Source organism: Bacillus songklensis (genome assembly GCF_042649685.1).
GTDB lineage: Bacteria > Bacillota > Bacilli > Bacillales > Bacillaceae_H > Bacillus_BA > Bacillus_BA songklensis.
The window spans coordinates 103,856-123,485 of record NZ_JBHRZT010000007.1 but is presented as its reverse complement, the minus strand read 5'-3'; the positions used below and the strand labels follow the sequence as shown (position 1 = coordinate 123,485).

The window sequence follows — 19,630 nt, the reverse complement described above, 5'->3', positions numbered from 1 at the left end:
TAGTCAGAAAAATAGTAAGCACAAATAAAACACCTTATTGAAAGGGGATGTCCCATAAGTCTCTAATCAATGACAAAAATTGGTCCTTTCGGGAGGGTGACTCAAAAGGTATGTCTTTTTATCCCTTTTGAGTCATCCTCTTTATTTGTTTTGCGTATGGAAAACCGAATTTGATTAGTAAAGATAAATTTTTCCTTACATCACTTTTTATTTTTTTGTTCCACATAAAAGAACAACGGTCTTGTATAGTATTTTTTTGTATCCTATCATTTAAGAAAATAAAATCAAATAATATGAAAATTATTTGAATTATTGCTATTTATACAATTTCATATTATTTGGGGTAGGAGTGAGGGAAGATAAATATGTCAAAGTACACAATTGTAGACAAAGAAACTTGTATTGGATGCGGAGCATGTGGAGCTGCAGCACCCGACATTTATGGCTATGATGATGAAGGTATTGCTTTTGTCACATTAGATGACAATCAGGGAATCGCAGAAATTCCAAACGTATTGCTCGACGACGTGGAGGACGCTTTCGAAGGCTGCCCTACTGAATCTATTAAAATAGCTAATGAACCATTTAACAGCGATGCAAACAAATTCGAATAAGAAATGGGGTCCTGGTGCAAAAACCTCGATATTTTGCCATTCATCTTCAAAAGTATATAAAAGTAAAGGACCAATAGATGTATCTGTATCGTGCTGTGGATTCAGAAGCAAATACGATTGGCCTTTTTCTTAGCGAATCGAGAAATACAAAAACAGCCAAGCACTTTTTCAAAAAAAGCCTTGGCTGTTTTTCATGTTTCCAAGCCTCGTGTGATGACAGTATATAAGAACTTTATTGACCCTGTACGATTTCACTTATACACAATAAGGAATTACCGTCAAACGGATGATCCATTACTTGTTTAATCCTTTCTCTTTCTATAAACTCCACAATATTTCCCGATGGGTCAAAAAACATTGATATGGACCATTCTTATTCTTAATTCTAAATCTTCAAGTTCAGACAGAAATTTTTCATTTAATACATTTAACTTTAATTTGTCAAAGTTTATCTCTTTTAAACTTGGGATATCACAAATAATCTGGGCCAATTGTTTACTTATAAACGCAGTTTCTTTACCTTCAACTAGCTTCTTCTTACAGCGATTGAACTTTTTATCTAATTCTTCCACATGGTCATATACTCTTTCTAATGAGCCGTAATGTTGAATGAGAGGTAAGGCGGATTTCTCTCCAATCCCAGGGCAGCCTGGAATGTTATCGCTTTTATCACCTAATAACGCTTTAACATCAACCCATTTATTTGGTTCTATGGAATAATCTTCCCTAAAGTGATTGATCGTGTAAACGATGTCTCCCTTTTTACCTGCAATAACTTGTGAGACATTTTCATTCAACAGCTGAAAGAGATCTCGGTCATTACTATATATATAGCAGTGTCCGTTAGTCTCTGAAGACCACTTTGAAGAAACCGTGCCAATGGCGTCGTCAGCTTCGTATGGAGGAGTGATTAACTGCTCAATATTTATATTGTCTAATACATTTTTACAGATTTCGTACTGTTGAATAAGAGGAGCAGGTAATTCAGAACGTGTTGCTTTATAAAAATCGTAATCTATCCTTCTTTTTGTCTCTTCTCTCTTTACATCCCATGCCACAGCTAAGTGAGTAACTTGATACTCATTGACGAGGTTAAGCATTTTTTGGAAAAATATCGTAAGAGCATTCGTATAAACGCCTTTACTATTCTTTTGTAACTCCTCCTCAGTTCTTCCATAAGAGGTGGCAAAATAGCCCCGGCTTAATAAATTAAACCCATCTATAAGCAGCAATGTTTGGTTGTGCATAAAAAGTCTCCTTTTGCTTCTAAGTAAAATGAAATGACAAGTTAAGGTCTTTTATTTTAACATTTTTTATGTTGAAATTGAACATAGGCTGGATAACATAAACAAAGAGCGTGTACATTATGGCAGCTTTCTAACAAGCGATTGGTTACCATGGAAACCGATATGCACGGGTTTGAGGACTTTCGTTTTGAAGAAGTGTAACTATCTTTCGGACAAGATATTTGGCAACGGCAGTGTGAACGGTTAGAATTAAAAATTAAGATTACATAATTATTTCGCCTAAAGGAGGTACGGGATAAAATGCAGCCAATCAATAAAGAGGCTGTCCAGAAACGACTGGAAAGCTTTTTTCAAAAAACCGTATATATCCATTTAGAAACAACGAATGGAGCGTATGCTTCTCATTTTAATGAGCAAGTGATAAATGTGGGGGCTTTTATTCGAAATGCAGCGGTAAACGTCAAACAAGGAAAAATCACCGGTAAGGGTCCATTTCGCGTCGGTCTGGAGCTTGACCACGGATGGGTATATGCTGAAGGATTAACTGACTGGGAATTTGATGGCCAGGGACGTCTCCTGATGGCCGGGCATAACCGGGATGGTCAGTTAGCTGTTGCTTTACAAATAAGTGAAAGGCCGTTTGCGTAAGGGAGGAGAATCAGAACATGGAAATGAAAGGTCATATACTCGTTGTATTTCCGCACCCGGATGATGAAGCATTTGGAGTGGCCGGTACTGTGGCTTTAGCTCGCAAAAACGGAACATCAGTAACATACATATGTGGTACATTGGGCGAGATGGGACGAAACATGGGCCGTCCCTTGTTCGCTAACCGCGAAACGCTGCCGCAAATCCGTAAGAAAGAACTGGAAGATGTTTGCCGGGTTCTTGACATCGAAGATTTACGTATGCTTGGCTTGCGTGATAAAACGTTAGAATTTTTGGATGAAGAAGAATTTGCCAATAACATCAAGGCGGTCATTGATGAAGTAAAGCCAACTTATATTATTACTCATTATCCCGGATATGCCGTTCATCCCGATCATAACGCAACAGGTGCCGCTGTCGTCCGTGCTGTATCCATGATGCCTGAAAATGAACGTCCTGTTGTGCTCGCCCATGCATTTTCTAAAGACTGCCGCCAAGTGTTGGGGGAGCCGGATGTGGTCATCAACATTGAAAAAGTGAAAGACACGAAAATTGCCGCTTTGCAGGCGCATCGTTCTCAAATCGAAGGAATGATCGGCAGCATCAAGACTGAAGACTTGGTGAAAAGCCCGTTTGTGGAAAGGCTATTAACAAAAGAAGAGTTTTGGACATATCGTTTTAAACAATGAGAGGATTTAAAGGATGAAGAAACAACGAGTGTTATTCATTGGAGCAGGACGGATGGCAGAAGCCATTGTCGCGGGGCTTCTTGAGACGAACAAATCTAAGATTGAAGAAATTATTGTCTCTAATCAGCGAGACGAACAGAGATTGAAGCGTTTAAAACAAAAATATGGGGTAACCACTACCCATGATTGGCGCTTTGAAGTCGCTAATTCCGACGTGATTGTGTTGGCCGCTCCGCCTGCTGCTCATCAAAACATACTGGGAGAGCTTTCAGGCTTTCTGACAGGTCAATTCGTCGTAACAATCGCTGCAGGAATCGGGCCGTCTTTCTTGGAAGAACATTTACCGCTTCACACGCCGGTAGCCTGGATTATGCCAAATACTGCCGCTGCGATCGGGCAATCCATCTCTCTGTATGCGATGGGCTCTTTCGCAACAGAGGAACATAAAAAAGTGCTTCATATGCTTCTAAAAGGCATGGGTGAATCCCAGCAGTGCACGGAAGAGGAAATTCATCATCTAACCGCAATTACTGGAAGCGCCCCGGCATTTTTCTACCAGTTTGCCGAGCATTTAATTGAATCGACAAAAGGATACGGTATGGAAGAAAAAGCGGCGCGTGACCTGGTGATTCAAATGCTGTACGGCTCGGCATTGATGCTAAAAAAAGAAAAGGAGCCTGCGATGCTTCGTGAGCAAGTGACGACACCGGGAGGCGCAACGGCTGAAGGGCTGAAGGTGTTTGCCGAACATCGATTTGGCGATATCGTCCAAAAAGCGATTGAAGCAACGAATAGAAAAGCATTAGGTAAATGAGCATTCACACTTGTGGATGCTTATTTTTTGTGAGTAAAATGCTTATCCGTCAGGAGGCCAATTTCATATTCCCCATGGCGAATCAAATGTAATGCCGCTTGATTATTCCGAATTTTTTAAAAGAAGGCTTTCTTATCTGTAAAATTAGCAGTATCATAGATTTATCATCAAAAAACTGGAAATGTTAAATGGTCTTTATGCACTTAACTGTTTTTTGATTCCATGAACGAGAAATCAACGTAACGAAGGTGAACGTGATGAGTTTTTTTCAGGTGCTACTGCCGATTTTCGGGATTTTCGCCCTCGGTTTTATCGGACAAAAGAAAATTGGATTTGAAACGAAAACCATTTCAACAATGGCGCTTTATCTAATGTCGCCTGTGCTTGTGTTTCGAACGTTTTATACGACTAAATTTGACGTGGATTACGTTTATATGACCACGTACACGTTTGGTCTTTGTTTTGCTTTGATTGTGATTGTGTACATCATTGCATCTATTCGCAAGTACTCTACTGTAGAAACATGCAGCCTGATTTTGGCCTCCGCTTTTATGAACAATGGGAACTACGGAACGCCTGTTGTATTGCTGCTGTTTGGGGCAGCGGGGCTTGATCATGCGATTATTTTAATGGTCATTCAGCAAATGGTCATGTGTACAGTAGGTGTATATTATGCAGCAAAAGGAAGCCCCGAAGGAAACGGGATTCGTTCAGCCGTGCGTGCCGTTCAGCGTATGCCGATTGTATACGGCGCGCTCTTAGGAGCAGTATTTCAACTATTTCATATTCCGCTTGGCAGTTCCGTTCAGGAAGCGGTCGATTTAGTGGCCGATGCAGCCATTCCAACTATTATGATTGTACTGGGGATGCAGCTTGCAAAAATATCGGTTAAAAATTTGGCGAAGGATAAACTTTCACTGTCGTTGATTTTGAGGCTTGCGGTTTCACCGGTGATTGCTTATTTGTTTACGTTATTCCTGCCTGTAGATGACATGATGAAACAAATTATGATCATTATGGCCGCCATGCCGACGGCCGCTAACACGACCATGTATGCACTGCAATTCAACACGGAGCCTGACTTTGTGTCGAGTGCCACACTCATTAGTACCTCGCTTAGTCTGGCGACATTGCCAGTCATTTTTATGATAGTGTTATAGGAAATATATGAATCCACATAAATCATGTAACATGGACAAAAGCGGTCCATGCTACATGATTTACGCATAAGGCTTCGCCCATTTCCCTTACGGGCCCTTGCCGAAGCCTTATACGAGAACCTTTGTAAGATATTCAAGGAGATAGAATAAAAAGTGCGAAGAGAAGAAGGCTCAATATCAGAGGTGAAAAAATTAAGTGGGACTTATATAGATAATGCGGTTTTGTAGAGCAGGAAATAAAAAATGCTTGGACGATTCCAAGCATTTTTTATTTGGATTCATCGTTTCTTCTGGACAAAACTCTTATGATTCCTTGGCGATATTCTTGAATGTTTTAGAGTGCTTTCATTTTTCATTATTTTATGTGTATACTGCGGTATAAAAACGCGGCGAACTGGGCACGGGTTGTGAAATGATTCGGCTTGAACGTTTGATCACTGTAGCCGGTTGTGACATTGTTGGATGAAAGGGCATGGATATAATCTTTTGCCCAGAACGATGCCGGTACATCTTTAAACGAGTTGGCTTGCTTTGGTTCCAAATCAAAGGCCAATGTGAAAATTTTTGCCATTTGTGCACGGGTCAACGGACGATCCGGATAGAAATATTCACTTTTGTTGAAAACACCGGCTTTTGTTAATTTTGCAATGGCATAATAATCTTTATGTGTTTGAGGTACATCCTTAAATCCTGAATCAGGCGGCATTTCCTGAGTGATGCCGATATCGAGGGTCATTCCTGAAAACAGGGCCCTTGCCGCTTCCGCTCTTGTAATCGTCTGGTTTGGCATAAATTCGTTTTCGGTTTCCCCTGATAGAATATCATTATGCGCTAAATAATAAATTTCCGATGCATCCCAAAAGCTTTGCGGAACATCGCGATAGAGGCCGCCTAAACCCGATTGTGTAAGGAATTGAGAACTCATCAACCGATACCCTTTAAGCGAAGGATGGATGTCACTTTGGTTTGGCAGAAAAACAGAAGCATGTTCATCAAATAAGTTGTCATAAGAAATGTACGTTGCGCCGTTATTGGCTGCTGTCCCTTGTAGAGAACTGTTCAGAAGAGAATTCATCATGCGAAGAATACGTTCCTGCTCAAGGTTCGTCATATGTGCAAACGGATAATAATAACCGAGAACATACACTTTCGCATAAGGGTTCATGATTGTAATATGCTGTAAAGTGGAAGTCACATTTTTCTCCATTTGTGAAAGAAGGGAAGGTATTTTTTCCGGATCGAGGGTCACTTTTCCATTGGCATAATCAAATTTTGCTTCCCGCAAAAAGTCATTGGCCCCAACCTGTATCGTGATGATGTCGGCTGTTGCGATCTCTTCTTGAATGGTAGCCGTTTTTCTTTGTTTATTCGTCTCAATATCCTTCAGTAAATCGCCCGATGTATAACCAGATACCGCGAATTCCTTCGTATAACTTGCCAGTTGTTTTTTTTTGTATAAAAAATGGGCAATATAATCGGCGTATCCATTCTCCCATTTTTTATAAGGGGTTTGGCCCGCTGCTAACGAATCACCCAATACAACGTAATGGATACCTCTCTCCTCAGCTGAAGCGGGTGACCATATACTTAGCGCAAGGATAAGTGCCAAAAAGAGCGGGACAAATCGTTTTACTCCTATATTCACCGTTTAATCTCCTCTCATCTTTAAATATCCGTATATGTATTCAATGTCATCATGATAAAAACCTTTTTCGAATGTCAGGGCCTGGAATCATGCACTCTTCTTTTTGACCGAACCACTTATACCGATTTTTGGCAATCAAATCATATACAGCATCTCGCATTGGTTTAGGAACAAGAATGAATCCATATAAAAGCGGCCAAAGACCGCTTAATTGACGGGCAATCTTAAGGGCGGCTGTCGATTTAGTATAAAAACGAGTTCCTTCTACATAAACCATGCTATTGAATGTATCGGCCGATAGGTGAAGTTTTGTGAGTAAATCCTGTCCTGGCTCTGATTGGAGAGAAGCAAAAGAAAGAATGCCTTCAGGATCGCGTTTAATGATAAATTGAACGGCACCATCACAGAAATTGCAGACACCATCAAATAACACAATTCGCTTCATTCGTCATCCACCTTCATATAAAATTCATCTTATTATAGTGTATTATCACAATGAATTGAAAAGAAAACAACGGAAATGGGTAAACTGGCAAAAACGGAGGTGTTAGCATATGAAGGAAAAAGAAATCTTGACAGACACGCCATTAAATCCTGAAATCAGCATTCGTTCAGACTTGAACAGTGAAAACCCATTTGGTTCCCGCTCTTACTATGCAGGTGATTCGGTTGATGAGCATAAAAAATTGGAAGAGGCAAATCAATACATTGCAGAGGAAGAACTTCAGCAGCAAAACGATAATAATAGTCTGTAAAAAGAATATGAGGCTGTCTCGAAAGTACAAAAAGCGTACTTTTGAGACAGCCTCAAAATCAAAAGCTTTTTACTGTATAAGTCACCTAGTTTTCATTTAAAGGAATTTGAATATAAAAAGCCGCGCCATTTTCCTCATTTTCGGCCCAGATTTCTGCTTCATGGAAGGAGACGATTTGCTTGACGATGCTTAAGCCAATCCCGAATTCTCCTTTATTGCCTTTGGAAAACGGCTGAAACATGTTTTCCAAAACAGTCGGTTCAATAAAAGGGCCGTCGTTCCATATTTTAAGTAAAACAATTGCTTTTCCTTCCGAAGGCTTCTTCTTAAGCGAAATGCCAATACGGGAATGGGCGTAACGCAATTGGTTTTCCAAAAGATTGTCAATGACTTTATCCCATTGCTCATAATCTCCGAGGATATGAAGAGGGGCAAGGTCCATTTCCCACTCTATGTCCATGCGGGTCCAGCGAAAGCGCTCAACCGCTTCGTGGATAAGGGCGGCAAAATCAATCGAATGTCTCATGGGTTTTTGGGTTGATAAATAATCCAGCTTCGTCAAGTACAACAAGTCCTTGATCTTTTTCTCCAACCGTTCGGCTTCGTCTTCAATGACTTTGACCGTTCCCGGCAAATCCCCTTTCGGAAAAATGCCGTCGCTGATTGATTGGGCATAGCTCCGTATGACCATGACAGGTGTCTTTAAATCGTGGGAAATATTTTGCAGCAACGCTTGCTGTGCTTCATCTTTGCGAACGAGTTTTTCCCTCATTTGTTCAATGCTGAGCCCCAGTTTTCCAATCTCGTCGCCGCGATCAACAATGATGGGCTCATGCCACTCTTGCTTGGATATTTTTCTAACATGCTGTTCAAGTGTAACAAGCGGCCGGGTCAAATATTTGGCGAGCCAAATGGATGGGATCCAGCTTAATAAGAAAACCCCGGTCATGATAAGAAGGAGCTGCTTAAATAATGTGTGCACCAGGTCATTGCGATAAGAATCCCATGTATACGACAATAAAAAGGCCGGCTCTCCGTTTACCGTTGCTTTTCGAATCACATAAAACAATGTCTTATCCCCTAAATCTTTTGAGTATCTGTGTACCGCCTCCTCTTGAGCGGCTGCCAGCCGCTGGGCTTCCTCCAGAAATTCGGCCGGAAGCACTCTTGAAATAACAAGGAGATCAGGGTTTACGGGAAGAAGGATATGATCGACGGTTCGATTGCTTAAGGAAGGTTCATCATCGATTCCGAATGACCACTCCTCGATTCTGCCTGAAAGCCCATATTCTATCAAAGTGAGCTGTTCGCTTTCGATTTTCGTATAAATGTCATCCGTAAAAAAGTTTCTGAGAGTTGTCGGAAATAAAATCGCCAACAGAATCGAAGTGATAAGGAGGATGCCGGAAATCACAAACCATATTTGCAGTGCTAAAGGTTTATTTCTCATGATTTAGTCATCCTGTATCCATATCCGTAAATGGTTTCAATGCGCAGTTCTGGCAGTTTTTTGCGCAGCCTTCTCACAAGGTCGTCTACGACACGATCTGTCCCGAAATAGTCTTCTCCCCATATGTGATTTAAAATCTGTTCCCTTGAAAAGGCCTGGCCTTGGTTTTGGGCCAGTGAAGCTAATAGGTCAAATTCTTTCGAAGTTAAATCAATACTTTCGCCGTTCATATACACCATCCGTACATCCAGATCAATCGTATAAGGTTCTACAGTAAGGGAATTTGTTTGCTTCGGAGGATTTCCGTAAATGCGCGTGAGCAGTTTTTGAACGCGAATCACGAGTTCGCGTGGAAGAAAAGGTTTGGCCAAATAATCGTCACTTCCCATTTCCAAACCGAGAATCCGATCGATGTCTTCGTCCCTCGCTGAAATGAAGATGACAGGAACATCAGGTGAAACGGCCTTGATTTCCCGAATTAAGTGATAACCATCAATATCTGGAAGCATGATATCCAAGATCCATAGATGGGGAGGTGTTCCAATGAATGACTTCGCCTTCTCTCCAGTCAAAAAAGATCGTACATTCCAGCCTTCTTTTTCTAAATATGAAGTTAATATGTGATTTAGATTTTCTTCATCTTCAACAAGATATATAGTAAATGACATTGTTCTCACTCCTACCATTTTTCCAATCTCATTATACTATTTCCTTGCATGTATGAAGAACTTTTTGACAATTTCCCATAATCTTTTCATTTTTATCCCAAACTTTTGACCTATAGTAAAGACAACAAGTAAAAAAGATGCCAAAAAGGAGGAATCAAGATGGAGATATATGAAAACGAACAAAACAAAAGCATAGAAGAGGAAAGAAATGCAGCGATAGAAAAGGAGAAAACCAAAAGCAAACGTAAATCCAATGTTTTGCTCTCATCCATGACGGGAGCGATTATCGGTAGTGCCATTACTCTTTTTGCAGGATCTTCGCTTGGCCTGATCGCCTCACCGCTGGACCATAAAGCCGATCAGGCAGCCGTATCGCCATCCGGTGAACAGTCTAAAGCAGACATGCCAGTCCAAACGACTTCGTCAAATTCAAACGGAATGGTGGATACAATCGATCAGGTTTCAAAAGCGGTCGTAGGAGTGGTCAACTATCAACAAAGAGAAGACTTTTTCTCAAACGATACACAGGATACAGAGACCGGAACAGGATCAGGAGTTATTTTTAAAAAGACCGGTGATCGGGCGTATATCGTAACAAATAACCATGTCATCGAAGGAGCGAACAAGGTAGAAGTAACCTTGGCGAGCGGCCAAAAGACGCAGGCGCGAATAGTGGGTGCCGATCCGTTGACAGACTTGGCTGTCTTGGAGATCGAAAGCAAGTATGTCGACAAAGTCGCAAGTTTCGGTGATTCATCCAAGCTTCGTCCGGGTGAGCAAGTGACCGCTATCGGCAATCCGCTCGGTCTTCAATTTTCCAGAACGGTCACTCAAGGGATCGTCAGTGGAACAGAAAGAACCATCCCTGTCTCCACTTCGGAAGGTGAATGGGATTTAAATGTCATCCAGACGGATGCTGCCATCAACCCGGGGAACAGCGGTGGAGCGTTAATTAACAGTGCCGGGCAAGTCATCGGAATCAACAGCTTGAAAATCTCGCAAAGCGGAGTAGAGGGACTTGGTTTTGCGATTCCAAGCAATGATGTCATTCCAATGGTCAATGATTTAATGAAAAATGGGAAAGTGAAACGCCCATACATCGGTATCGGCCTTGAGAATGTCAGCGAATTGCCGCCATACGTCCAGAGAGAGGAATTGAATTTGCCTAGCGGCGTTTCCGGCGGTGTTGTCGTTACGGGGGTAGAACCGTTTTCACCAGGAGCGGAAGCTGGACTGAAAGAAAAGGACGTGATCGTATCGATCAATGGAACGGATGTTAAAAGCATCGGAGAATTAAGGAAATACATTTATACGAAAGCGAAGGTAGGCGAACGGGTGCAAATTGAATTGTATCGTGGAGGCCGGCAAATGAATGTGTCGTTGAAAATGTCAGAGAGAGGGACGAATCAATAAGAGCAGTTGAGAATAAATGAATCCAACGTCTTTTTATTACAAAAAATGGATGTTCTTCACATAACATCCATTTTTTGTAGTTTATCGATGGAAATTTTACTGTAAGGATAAAAAGACATCAGAATAATGATAAAGGGTTAAAACCCCCATGCAAAAATTCCATGAGGGCATCTACTTACTACCAGAAAAGAGCTGCGCCTAAAGCGAAACCAGTAATGAACCCTAAAGCTAGACCATATGGTGCGCCGTAATAATAGCCTCCATATCCATAATATCCCCAGCCGTAGCCGCCGCGGCGTCTTAATGGTTGGATATACACTCTGCTTCTTGTTACTCGTGCAATCCGCCCCACATGCACGTTTCCGTAGCGGTCAGTAATCCGTGCGACACGACCTTGATGACGACAGCAAAGATGATAATAGTTTCCAGCACTCATTCTTTTGTACCTCCTTTTCATCTGTTCATACTTACATTATGAAAAGGGAGTACAAGCGGTATGGACGAGTATCCCGTTTTTTTACCGAATGCAGCGAAATACGCGAAAACCCAGTAAATCTCTAAATTGTTCTGTCAAACGCTCATGTTCATCCAGCAACTCAAAGACACTAGGATTAATATTAGGTGATAAATCAAATTCTATTCCAAAATCAAGATTGTGCTCCTCTCCGCCCATGTCTAATCCGTTGACAATGGTTATATGAGAGAAACCTGCTTTTGTTAGTTGTTCCATCCATTGCGACTCTGTCATAACGGAACGAAAGTTATAAAAGCGTTTAATCACTTCCTCGTCTTCCTGGGAGAGTTTCGGGTCTTTTACCATTTCAACCGCCAAAAGCACGCCGTTCTTTTTCAGTACCCGGCAGCATTCTGTCAAGGACAATGAAACATCCGTGAAAGCAGCAACAGATTCTAATAGGACAAAATCAAACGTTTTATCTGCAAACGAAAGCTGTTCCACATTTTCAATCTTTGCACGAAAAGGAAAGTCCATCCGTTCAAAACGCTGATTTGCTTTTTCAACCATCGTCTCATTTAAATCACAAGCCGTAACAGAGCAGTTGTAATCCCATGTAATATAGGCAGCCGTTTGCCCCGTCCCGCATCCAATGTCCAAAATATTTGTGGCGTTTGTAATCTTTTCTTCTTCCAACAATTGTTTTGTCAAATGCAGCCCTCCAGGATGTGCACCCCCGACTCCTAACAATGCGAGCATATCCATGTATTGAAAATCCATGTTTTTCACCTCTGTTTCAGTGTATATGACAGTATATGAGGGGAGAGGGCAAAAGGGAATAAGGAATGTTTTGGAGCAGACGAAAAGAGGGGCTTTTGTGAAGTACGTCACACCTGACGCAGCGTTTACAATTTAGCTACAATTGAAAAGCTGGTATCATAAGTAAAAAGTGAAAAAGTAAGGAGACGGTACAAGAATGAACATGATCGGGATTTTGCTTGCAGGAGGAATATCAAGGAGATTCGGGAAACCGAAAGCATTTGCCATATATAAAGATCAATTTTTTTATGAACGGGCGAAGAAAGCATTGGAACCAAATACAAATAAAATGATGATTGTCAGTCATCCTGATTTAACAGAGCGGTTTGAACAAAATGGAGAGACACATCTCGCAGAGGATATTGGCCCATTTCAAGGAAAAGGGCCAATGGCGGGAATTTATACGGTAATGAAGCAATATGAAGGGGAGTGGTATGTAGTGATTCCTTGCGATACACCCCGAATGACCGCCTCTGTTATCGAGCGCATGAAACGTTTTATAAACGAAGATGTCGATGCGGTGATTCCCGTCATTAACGGGAGGTTTCAGCCATTGATTGCGATTTATCATCAGAGGGTTCAACCAATTTTAGAGGAGTTGCTCATTGATGGTGACTACAGGATGAAATCGCTTCTTGACCGCTGCCGTGTACAATGGGTGACAGAGAAAGACCTGCAAATTGACGGCAAGGAGTTTGAAAACATCAATGATCAGTCGGCGTTTCAATCATTAACACATAAGAAACGAATGTGAAATGGCCGATTCTTAATTAACGAACAAAATTGGTTAAAGGGAGATCGATGTAAGGATGAAACATTGTCGTTATCCGCTCTTTACGTCTACGATAGAACTCGTTATCATAAAGTTTGGTAAAGATGGTGAGAAAGTTAGTGATTCAAAATAGTTGTGAATGCATTTTAGTATAGTCTCACTTATGAAAGAATAGGAAAATTAGTGAAAGATTTGTGGCAAATAGAGGTGCAAATATCATGCAGGATTTTTGGTCTCCCGTTTTTTTATCGATAAAAGTATCCGTCATGGCAGTCATTTTTACAGCGATTTGCGGAACGTTGGCGGGAAAATGGATGTCAGGAAAATCGTTTAAAGGAAAAATAGCGCTAGAAACGATATTGATGATACCTTTAGTGCTGCCGCCTACGGTAGTAGGGCTCATGTTGATTGTTGTCTTCGGCAGCCAAAGCTTCATAGGAAAAATGTTTGGAGCCTTTCAACAATCCGTTATGTTTACATGGTGGGCAGCCGTCATATCTTCCATTGTAGTAGCCTTTCCGTTAATGTTTCAGAGCGCCAGACAGGCGTTTTTATCCGTCGATCGGGATATCACGAATGCTGCCAGAGTGGATGGAGCGGGAGAGTGGAAGGTGTTTTGGATGGTGGAGATTCCGCTTGCAATCAGGCAGCTAGCTTCAGGTGTGGTTCTAAGCTTTACACGCGGATTTGGCGAATTCGGAGCAACGCTTATGTTTGCAGGCAATATTCCCGGAAAAACACAAACCGTTCCAGTTGCCATTTATGTTGCTTACGAAACGGGAGATATGCAAAAGCTTTGGTTATGGGTAGCGGTGTCCATTATCATTTCCTTTTTCTTTTTATGGATGAGCTCACGGCTAAAATAAAGGGGAATTTCACTTTGTGGGCGGCCTCCATCCTAACAAGAAAATCCTTGACCTTTCTTTTATTTAACTGAGTCAAAGTTAATACTGGACTTAACATAGTTCTTTCCTGAAAAAAAGAAAAGAGCTAACTGAGCATTTACCGTGTGATTGGAAATTTAGAGGGGGAGTGTGGTATAATTTACTCCAGCCATTGTCATTGATAAGTACCTTATTTCAAATAACGGCTCAATGAATACAGCCTTTTATATGTAAATTGGTTTTAATGTTGTTAGCTTAATAATGCTTCGGCATTTCTATGCACCCAAACATCCAAAAATAAAATGTTCAAACAAGTGAACATTTTTTCCTTTTTATGTAAGGTTTTGCTAAAGAATGATGTTGATGTTTAAAATGTTTCGTTCATTTGTACGAAATGGCTATTTTGTGTGTTTTCAGTTAAAGCTGAAAGGGAATAAAGCGAAATGAAGAAGTGGAGCCATTCATGTTTTCCTCAGTTTTTTCATTTCGTTTTATTCAAATGAGCCAAATATGAACATAAACTTTAATGAGGCCCTATGTAAAACAATTTGAATGTGCCGAAAATACACCAGTGATCAATTCAAAAGGCTCTTAACGAATTAAGGGCCTTTTGTGATGTTCTTTACAGTAGACTAGTTCAGCACAATTATAATGGTGTTTAGAGGACAATCGAGAGTTGGGAGAGACAATGATGAAAGATTCATTAATATATGATCAATTACAGCGTCCAATGAGAGATTTGCGTATTTCCGTTACAGACCGGTGTAATTTCCGCTGTACGTACTGCATGCCCGCTGAAATTTTTGATCGGGATTATGCCTTTATGCCAAGGGAGCAGCTTCTTTCGTTCGAAGAAATTGAACGTTTAGCAAAGGTTTTTGCGCGGCTTGGTGTAAAGAAAATTCGTTTAACGGGCGGAGAGCCTTTATTGCGACGCGATTTGCCTGTTTTGATCCGAAAGCTGATGAACATTGACGGCATTGAGGATATTGGTTTAACGACAAACGGAGTGTATTTAGTCAAGCATGCTGCCGATTTAAAGGCAGCTGGCTTACAGCGAGTGAATGTTAGTCTCGATGCGCTCGATGATGAGTTGTTCAAAAAAATAAATGGACGCGGTGTGAGCACAAAAGCGGTGTTAAAAGGAATTGAAGCCGCACGTGAGGAAGGTCTTGAAGTAAAAGTAAACATGGTCGTAAAAAAAGGCATGAATGACCATGAAATCATTCCAATGGTTTCTTGCTTCAAAGACAAGGGCATTACCTTAAGATTTATCGAATTCATGGACGTAGGAAGTACGAACGGATGGAACTTTAAGCAAGTCGTTTCCAAAAGAGAGATCTACGAGAGGATTCATGCTGTGTATCCGCTTGAACCGATGGAACCTACTTATTTCGGTGAAGTGGCTAAACGTTACCGTTATGCAGGAACAAATACGGAAGTCGGATTTATTACATCGGTTTCGGAGTCGTTTTGTTCAAGTTGTACACGTGCCCGTATTTCAGCCGAAGGCAAACTGTACACATGTTTGTTTGCGACAAAAGGCTTTGATTTGAGAGAAATGGTCAGATCGGAAGCATCGGATGAAGAAATAGCAAAAGCTGTTACGGAAGTATGGAATACCAGAAAAGACCGCTATTCCGACGAACGGACAGAAGAGACGGCCAAAAACCGAAAAAGAATTGAAATGTCCTATATTGGAGGCTAATCGAAAAGAGGGTGCCGCGAATGCATAAAAAATGCTTTCGTGGCACCCTCCTGAAAATGAACCGTCATGAATTTATATAGAAAATAAAAGACGGATGACGAACCATCCGTCAATATGTGTTCAGAGAGGAAGGGCAGCAGCGTGAATGACAGATATTCCAGGCAGGAGCTCTTTTCGCCTATTGGAAAAGAGGGACAGAAAAAGATAGCCGATAAGCATGTGCTCATTGTTGGGGCAGGGGCGTTGGGAACTGCGAGCGCGGAAGGACTTGTACGGGCGGGAATCGGCAGGCTGACGATCGTGGATCGGGATTATGTAGAATGGAGCAATTTGCAGCGCCAGCAACTTTATGATGAAGATGATGCAAGAAGCAAAATGCCAAAAGCGATGGCCGCAAAAGAACGCTTATGTAAAGTAAATTCAAATGTGGAAATTGTTTCGCACGTAATCGATGGAACGGCGGAGAAATTGGAACCGCTTTTACATGATGTTCATTTAATTTTGGATGCAACGGACAACTTCGATACAAGAATGGTCATTAACGACCTGTCACAAAAGCATGATATCCCCTGGATTTACGGGGCGTGTGTCGGCAGTTATGGAATGAGTTATACAATCATTCCCCAAAAAACGCCTTGTCTGCATTGCCTGCTTGAACATGTACCACTCGGTGGAATGACGTGTGATACGGCTGGCATTATCAGTCCTGCTGTACAAATGGTCGTCGCTTACCAGTTGTCGGAAGCACTAAAAATATTGGTGGAAGATGAAGGATCGTTAAGACAAACGCTTGTGTCGTTTGATTTGTGGAAAAATCAGTACACCGCCGTGAAAGTCGGAAAAGTGAAAAAGGCGACATGTTTGTCTTGCGGTGACAACCGGACATATCCGTTTCTTTCATTTGAGAATCAAACAAAAACGGAATTGCTATGCGGCAGGGACACAGTTCAAATTCGACCGCCAAAGCCCGTCCAATATGATTTGGAAAAGCTTGCGGATCAATTGGCGCAAGAAGGAAAAGTGGATCGAAATCCGTATCTCGTTTCATTGTCGCTGGAAACTGCCAGACTCGTCATTTTCCGGGATGGCCGCGTGTTCGTCCATGGAACGAAAGATGTAAATGAAGCCAAGACATTGTATCATCGCTATCTAGGCTAATCAGCAGAATCCGGCATGACAGAGGGCGATTAAGGTCTACTTGCGAAAAAGACCTGTCTGTTTAAGATTGTGCATTTTGCCAAAAGGTCTTTTTCGTGAAAAATGATGATCAGGAAATTGAGGAACTACATACTGTTAAGGGCATGTAAGGATTGAGGATAGAACAAGAAGCATTGGAGTGAAAGAGATGGTAGAAAGAAGAAAGCCGATTGCGGTTGCCGAAGCGGTGCGGCATGTGATGAAATTCGCGAAAGAGGGTGCGCTTGAGTGGGTTCGGTTAGAAGATAGTTACGGGCGTCTTTTGGCGCAGGACTTAGTAGCAGATCACGATGTGCCTCCATTTGACCGCTCCCCATATGACGGATTTGCCATTCGTTCTGAAGATACAGTACATGCGAATTTGGAAAACCCGGTAGAGTTTGAAGTTGCAGGGCAAATCGGAGCAGGTTCTGTTTTTACGGAAACGGTGGGACCGTTTCAAGCGGTTCGAATCATGACAGGCGCCCAAATTCCAGGCGGCTGTGATGCTGTCGTGATGCTTGAGATTACAACGGAAGAGGAGAGAGACGGTAAACATTATATGTCGCTTAAACGTTCCGTCAAATGCGGCGAAAATCTGTCTCTTAAAGGAGAGGATGTAAAAGAGGGAGAGTCATTAGTTCCGAAAGGAACCATGATTAATCCCGGAACGATGGCACTTCTGGCGACGTTCGGCTATTCCCATGTACCTGTAGCCAAAAAGCCGGTCATCGGCGTGCTGGCAACCGGAACGGAATTGTTGGAAGTGCATGAACCGCTTGAACCGGGGAAAATTCGCAATAGTAATGCGTATATGATTGCATCTCAAATCATCAGAGCGGGTGCAACACCTAAATATATCGGGAAAGTAACGGATGATTTCGAGAAAAGCTTCGCATCCGTTGAAGAAGCGTTGGGCGATGTCGATATGCTTATTACAACAGGCGGAGTCTCTGTCGGCGATTACGACTATTTGCCGGCCATTTACAAACAGCTGGGAGCAAACGTACTGTTTAATAAAGTGGCAATGAGACCGGGAAGCGTGACAACGGTAGCCGAGTTGAACGGGAAGCTGCTGTTTGGATTATCGGGCAATCCGTCTGCCTGTTATGTAGGGTTTGAACTGTTTGTTCGGCCGATTGTGCGCACCTTTTTATTTTCATCCAAGCCGCATTTGCAAATGGTAGAAGCTGTATTGGGAGCCGATTTTCCAAAACCGAATCCGTTCACGAGATTTGTGCGAAGCAAGCTGTCATACGACAACGCTCGATTGTTCGTCGCTCCGTCCGGGTTGGATAAATCCAATGTCGTCTCCTCTTTGGCCGACGCAAATGCGTTGATGGTGCTGCCAGGCGGAACGAGAGGATTTGAAAAAGGGATGAAGGTTCAAGCATTATTGTTGGACGATCAGCTGGGATGTGAGTGGCCTTGGGGAGAAAGCCCATTATCTTCCAAATTGTAGGTTATCAAAACAGCGGGAAAACAACGCTGACAGCCAAGCTTATCGAAAGATGTACTCAAGAAGGGTGGCGCGTCGGAACGATTAAGCATCATGGTCATGGAGGAACACCCGCTTTAGGTGACGAGCAAAAAGATACGTTCCATCATCGGAAAGCGGGAGCCATGGTGACGGGCGTGGAAGGAGCGGGGATGCTTCAAATTCATGCAGGAAAAAAAGAGTGGCCGCTAGAGGGAATTATTCAAATCTATGAAGGATTTTCACTCGATTTGATTTTGATAGAAGGCTATAAAAGGGAATCATATGACAAAGTCGTTTTGATCCGTTCATTGGAGGATCTCCCTTTAATTAGTTCGGCACCGAATATTGCCGCTATTATAAGCTGGGTACCGCTCCCTTCATATGCACATGGTACGTTGCCGCTATTTTATATAGAGGAAGAACAAATTTATATAGATTGGCTCGTAGAAAGGATGAAAGAAAGTCGTGGATAAACCATTATTTGAAGTAATCGACAAGCCTATTAACGTACAAGAAGTAATCGATAAAGTCGTAAGAAGAGAAGCAGGAGCGGTGACAACTTTTATTGGAACCGTCCGGGAGTTTACGAAGGGAAAACGAACGTTATATCTAGAATATCAAGCGTATGAAGCGATGGCGGTAAAAATGCTTGAGAAGATCGGAACGGAGATTGGGGAGAAGTGGCCCGAGGCGAAAACGGCCATTACCCATCGAACCGGGAGATTGGATATTTCAGATATTGCTGTAGTAATTGCCGTATCAACGCCCCATCGAAAAGATGCCTATGATGCCAATGAATACGCCATTGAACGCATTAAACAAATTGTCCCTATTTGGAAAAAAGAACACTGGGAAGACGGCGATATGTGGATTGGCGATCAGCTGGAACAAACACCATATCCAACAGGGAAACCGGAAATGGAGGACAGCAAATGATTACGGTTTTATTATTTGCCCACTTGCAAGAACAGTTCGGCACAGACAAACTAACCATCAATGAAACAGAGTTGACGGTTGCGGCGTTAAAAGAAAAATTAGAAAAAGAATATGGCTGGAATCAGGGACAGCGTGTCATGATTGCCATCAATGAAGAATATGCGATGGATGATGATGTCATAAAGGCTGGAGATGCCGTAGCACTTATCCCGCCTGTGAGCGGAGGTTAATAGTCTCCATAGTCCAAGATAAATAGTGTAGCAGTAATCAATAGTACCTCCAGAAATGGTGAAATATA

22 protein-coding genes and 1 pseudogene are annotated in these 19,630 nt (G+C 42.0%); 16 read left to right on the top strand and 7 right to left on the bottom strand.

Annotated elements, in window-relative coordinates; genetic code table 11:
• Positions 1–365 precede the first annotated feature (365 nt).
• Positions 366–614, top strand: a complete 249-nt coding sequence (locus ACFOU2_RS01155) for a ferredoxin (RefSeq protein WP_377911461.1) — start codon at positions 366–368, stop codon at positions 612–614.
• A 47-nt stretch (positions 615–661) separates the two neighbouring features.
• Positions 662–860 (top strand): annotated as a pseudogene (locus ACFOU2_RS01150) (DDE-type integrase/transposase/recombinase); the annotation flags it as partial.
• A 101-nt stretch (positions 861–961) separates the two neighbouring features.
• Here ACFOU2_RS01150 and ACFOU2_RS01145 read toward each other — a convergent pair.
• Positions 962–1,861, bottom strand: a complete 900-nt coding sequence (locus ACFOU2_RS01145; RefSeq protein ID WP_377911459.1) for a 5'-3' exonuclease — start codon at positions 1,859–1,861, stop codon at positions 962–964.
• 300 nt (positions 1,862–2,161) lie between these two features.
• Here ACFOU2_RS01145 and ACFOU2_RS01140 point away from each other — a divergent pair, with 300 nt between their 5' ends.
• From ACFOU2_RS01140 to ACFOU2_RS01125, 4 genes are all read left to right on the top strand, one after another.
• Positions 2,162–2,509, top strand: a complete 348-nt coding sequence (locus tag ACFOU2_RS01140; protein ID WP_377911457.1) for a YojF family protein — start codon at positions 2,162–2,164, stop codon at positions 2,507–2,509.
• 23 nt (positions 2,510–2,532) lie between these two features.
• Positions 2,533–3,198, top strand: coding sequence for a bacillithiol biosynthesis deacetylase BshB2 (gene bshB2, locus ACFOU2_RS01135; protein ID WP_377911705.1), 666 nt, complete (start codon positions 2,533–2,535; stop codon positions 3,196–3,198).
• Between the two features lie 13 nt (positions 3,199–3,211).
• Positions 3,212–4,012: a pyrroline-5-carboxylate reductase gene (gene proC / locus ACFOU2_RS01130; protein ID WP_377911455.1), complete on the top strand. Its 801-nt coding sequence runs from the start codon at positions 3,212–3,214 to the stop codon at positions 4,010–4,012.
• 257 nt (positions 4,013–4,269) lie between these two features.
• On the top strand, positions 4,270–5,172 hold the full coding sequence (locus ACFOU2_RS01125; protein WP_377911453.1) for an AEC family transporter: 903 nt from the start codon (positions 4,270–4,272) through the stop codon (positions 5,170–5,172).
• 355 nt (positions 5,173–5,527) lie between these two features.
• Here ACFOU2_RS01125 and ACFOU2_RS01120 read toward each other — a convergent pair whose 3' ends face one another.
• Positions 5,528–6,817 (bottom strand): S-layer homology domain-containing protein, encoded by a 1,290-nt coding sequence (locus tag ACFOU2_RS01120; RefSeq protein ID WP_377911451.1) that lies wholly within the window; start codon positions 6,815–6,817, stop codon positions 5,528–5,530.
• Positions 6,818–6,866: 49 nt separating this feature from the next.
• Positions 6,867–7,262, bottom strand: a complete 396-nt coding sequence (locus tag ACFOU2_RS01115) for a thiol-disulfide oxidoreductase DCC family protein (RefSeq protein WP_377911449.1) — start codon at positions 7,260–7,262, stop codon at positions 6,867–6,869.
• Positions 7,263–7,371: 109 nt separating this feature from the next.
• On the opposite strand from ACFOU2_RS01115, the gene ACFOU2_RS01110 reads away from it, so the two are divergent.
• A complete protein-coding gene (locus ACFOU2_RS01110) occupies positions 7,372–7,572 on the top strand; it encodes a hypothetical protein (RefSeq protein WP_377911447.1) in 201 nt (66 codons plus the stop codon).
• Between the two features lie 85 nt (positions 7,573–7,657).
• Here ACFOU2_RS01110 and ACFOU2_RS01105 read toward each other — a convergent pair whose 3' ends face one another.
• Together ACFOU2_RS01105 and ACFOU2_RS01100 are read right to left on the bottom strand one after the other, a co-directional pair.
• Positions 7,658–9,022, bottom strand: a complete 1,365-nt coding sequence (locus tag ACFOU2_RS01105; protein ID WP_377911445.1) for a sensor histidine kinase — start codon at positions 9,020–9,022, stop codon at positions 7,658–7,660.
• Positions 9,019–9,690: a response regulator transcription factor gene (locus tag ACFOU2_RS01100; RefSeq protein WP_377911443.1), complete on the bottom strand. Its 672-nt coding sequence runs from the start codon at positions 9,688–9,690 to the stop codon at positions 9,019–9,021. The genes ACFOU2_RS01105 and ACFOU2_RS01100 overlap by 4 nt, the downstream gene beginning before the upstream one ends.
• Before the next feature lie 159 nt (positions 9,691–9,849).
• On the opposite strand from ACFOU2_RS01100, the gene ACFOU2_RS01095 reads away from it, so the two are divergent.
• The gene (locus ACFOU2_RS01095) at positions 9,850–11,103 is read left to right on the top strand and encodes a S1C family serine protease (protein ID WP_377911441.1); all 1,254 of its coding nucleotides are present in this window, start codon (positions 9,850–9,852) and stop codon (positions 11,101–11,103) included.
• Positions 11,104–11,281: 178 nt separating this feature from the next.
• Here the strand turns inward: ACFOU2_RS01095 and ACFOU2_RS01090 are convergent, their stop codons facing one another.
• Together ACFOU2_RS01090 and ACFOU2_RS01085 are read right to left on the bottom strand one after the other, a co-directional pair.
• Positions 11,282–11,539, bottom strand: coding sequence for a hypothetical protein (locus ACFOU2_RS01090; RefSeq protein ID WP_377911439.1), 258 nt, complete (start codon positions 11,537–11,539; stop codon positions 11,282–11,284).
• Positions 11,540–11,620: 81 nt separating this feature from the next.
• Positions 11,621–12,337 carry a class I SAM-dependent methyltransferase gene (locus ACFOU2_RS01085; protein WP_377911437.1) on the bottom strand — a complete coding sequence of 239 codons (717 nt, stop codon included), beginning with the start codon at positions 12,335–12,337 and terminating at the stop codon, positions 11,621–11,623.
• A gap of 196 nt (positions 12,338–12,533) precedes the next feature.
• Here ACFOU2_RS01085 and ACFOU2_RS01080 point away from each other — a divergent pair, with 196 nt between their 5' ends.
• The 8 genes from ACFOU2_RS01080 to moaD all read left to right on the top strand — a co-directional run bounded on the left by ACFOU2_RS01080 (position 12,534) and on the right by moaD (position 19,562).
• Positions 12,534–13,130 carry a molybdenum cofactor guanylyltransferase gene (locus ACFOU2_RS01080; protein WP_377911435.1) on the top strand — a complete coding sequence of 199 codons (597 nt, stop codon included), beginning with the start codon at positions 12,534–12,536 and terminating at the stop codon, positions 13,128–13,130.
• Positions 13,131–13,363: 233 nt separating this feature from the next.
• On the top strand, positions 13,364–14,014 hold the full coding sequence (gene modB / locus ACFOU2_RS01075; RefSeq protein ID WP_377911703.1) for a molybdate ABC transporter permease subunit: 651 nt from the start codon (positions 13,364–13,366) through the stop codon (positions 14,012–14,014).
• A 706-nt stretch (positions 14,015–14,720) separates the two neighbouring features.
• A complete protein-coding gene (gene moaA / locus ACFOU2_RS01070; protein WP_377911433.1) occupies positions 14,721–15,740 on the top strand; it encodes a GTP 3',8-cyclase MoaA in 1,020 nt (339 codons plus the stop codon).
• Positions 15,741–15,881: 141 nt separating this feature from the next.
• Positions 15,882–16,898 carry a thiazole biosynthesis adenylyltransferase ThiF gene (locus ACFOU2_RS01065; protein ID WP_377911431.1) on the top strand — a complete coding sequence of 339 codons (1,017 nt, stop codon included), beginning with the start codon at positions 15,882–15,884 and terminating at the stop codon, positions 16,896–16,898.
• A gap of 187 nt (positions 16,899–17,085) precedes the next feature.
• Entirely contained in the window at positions 17,086–18,378 is a 1,293-nt protein-coding gene (locus ACFOU2_RS01060) for a molybdopterin molybdotransferase MoeA (RefSeq protein WP_377911429.1), read from the top strand.
• Entirely contained in the window at positions 18,345–18,869 is a 525-nt protein-coding gene (gene mobB, locus ACFOU2_RS01055) for a molybdopterin-guanine dinucleotide biosynthesis protein B (protein WP_377911427.1), read from the top strand. Before ACFOU2_RS01060 ends, mobB begins: the two co-directional genes overlap by 34 nt.
• Complete coding sequence (locus tag ACFOU2_RS01050) at positions 18,862–19,332, top strand: molybdenum cofactor biosynthesis protein MoaE (protein ID WP_377911425.1); 471 nt, start codon at positions 18,862–18,864, stop codon at positions 19,330–19,332. Before mobB ends, ACFOU2_RS01050 begins: the two co-directional genes overlap by 8 nt.
• The gene (gene moaD, locus ACFOU2_RS01045; RefSeq protein ID WP_377911423.1) at positions 19,329–19,562 is read left to right on the top strand and encodes a molybdopterin converting factor subunit 1; all 234 of its coding nucleotides are present in this window, start codon (positions 19,329–19,331) and stop codon (positions 19,560–19,562) included. Before ACFOU2_RS01050 ends, moaD begins: the two co-directional genes overlap by 4 nt.
• The last annotated feature ends 68 nt before the right edge of the window (positions 19,563–19,630 follow it).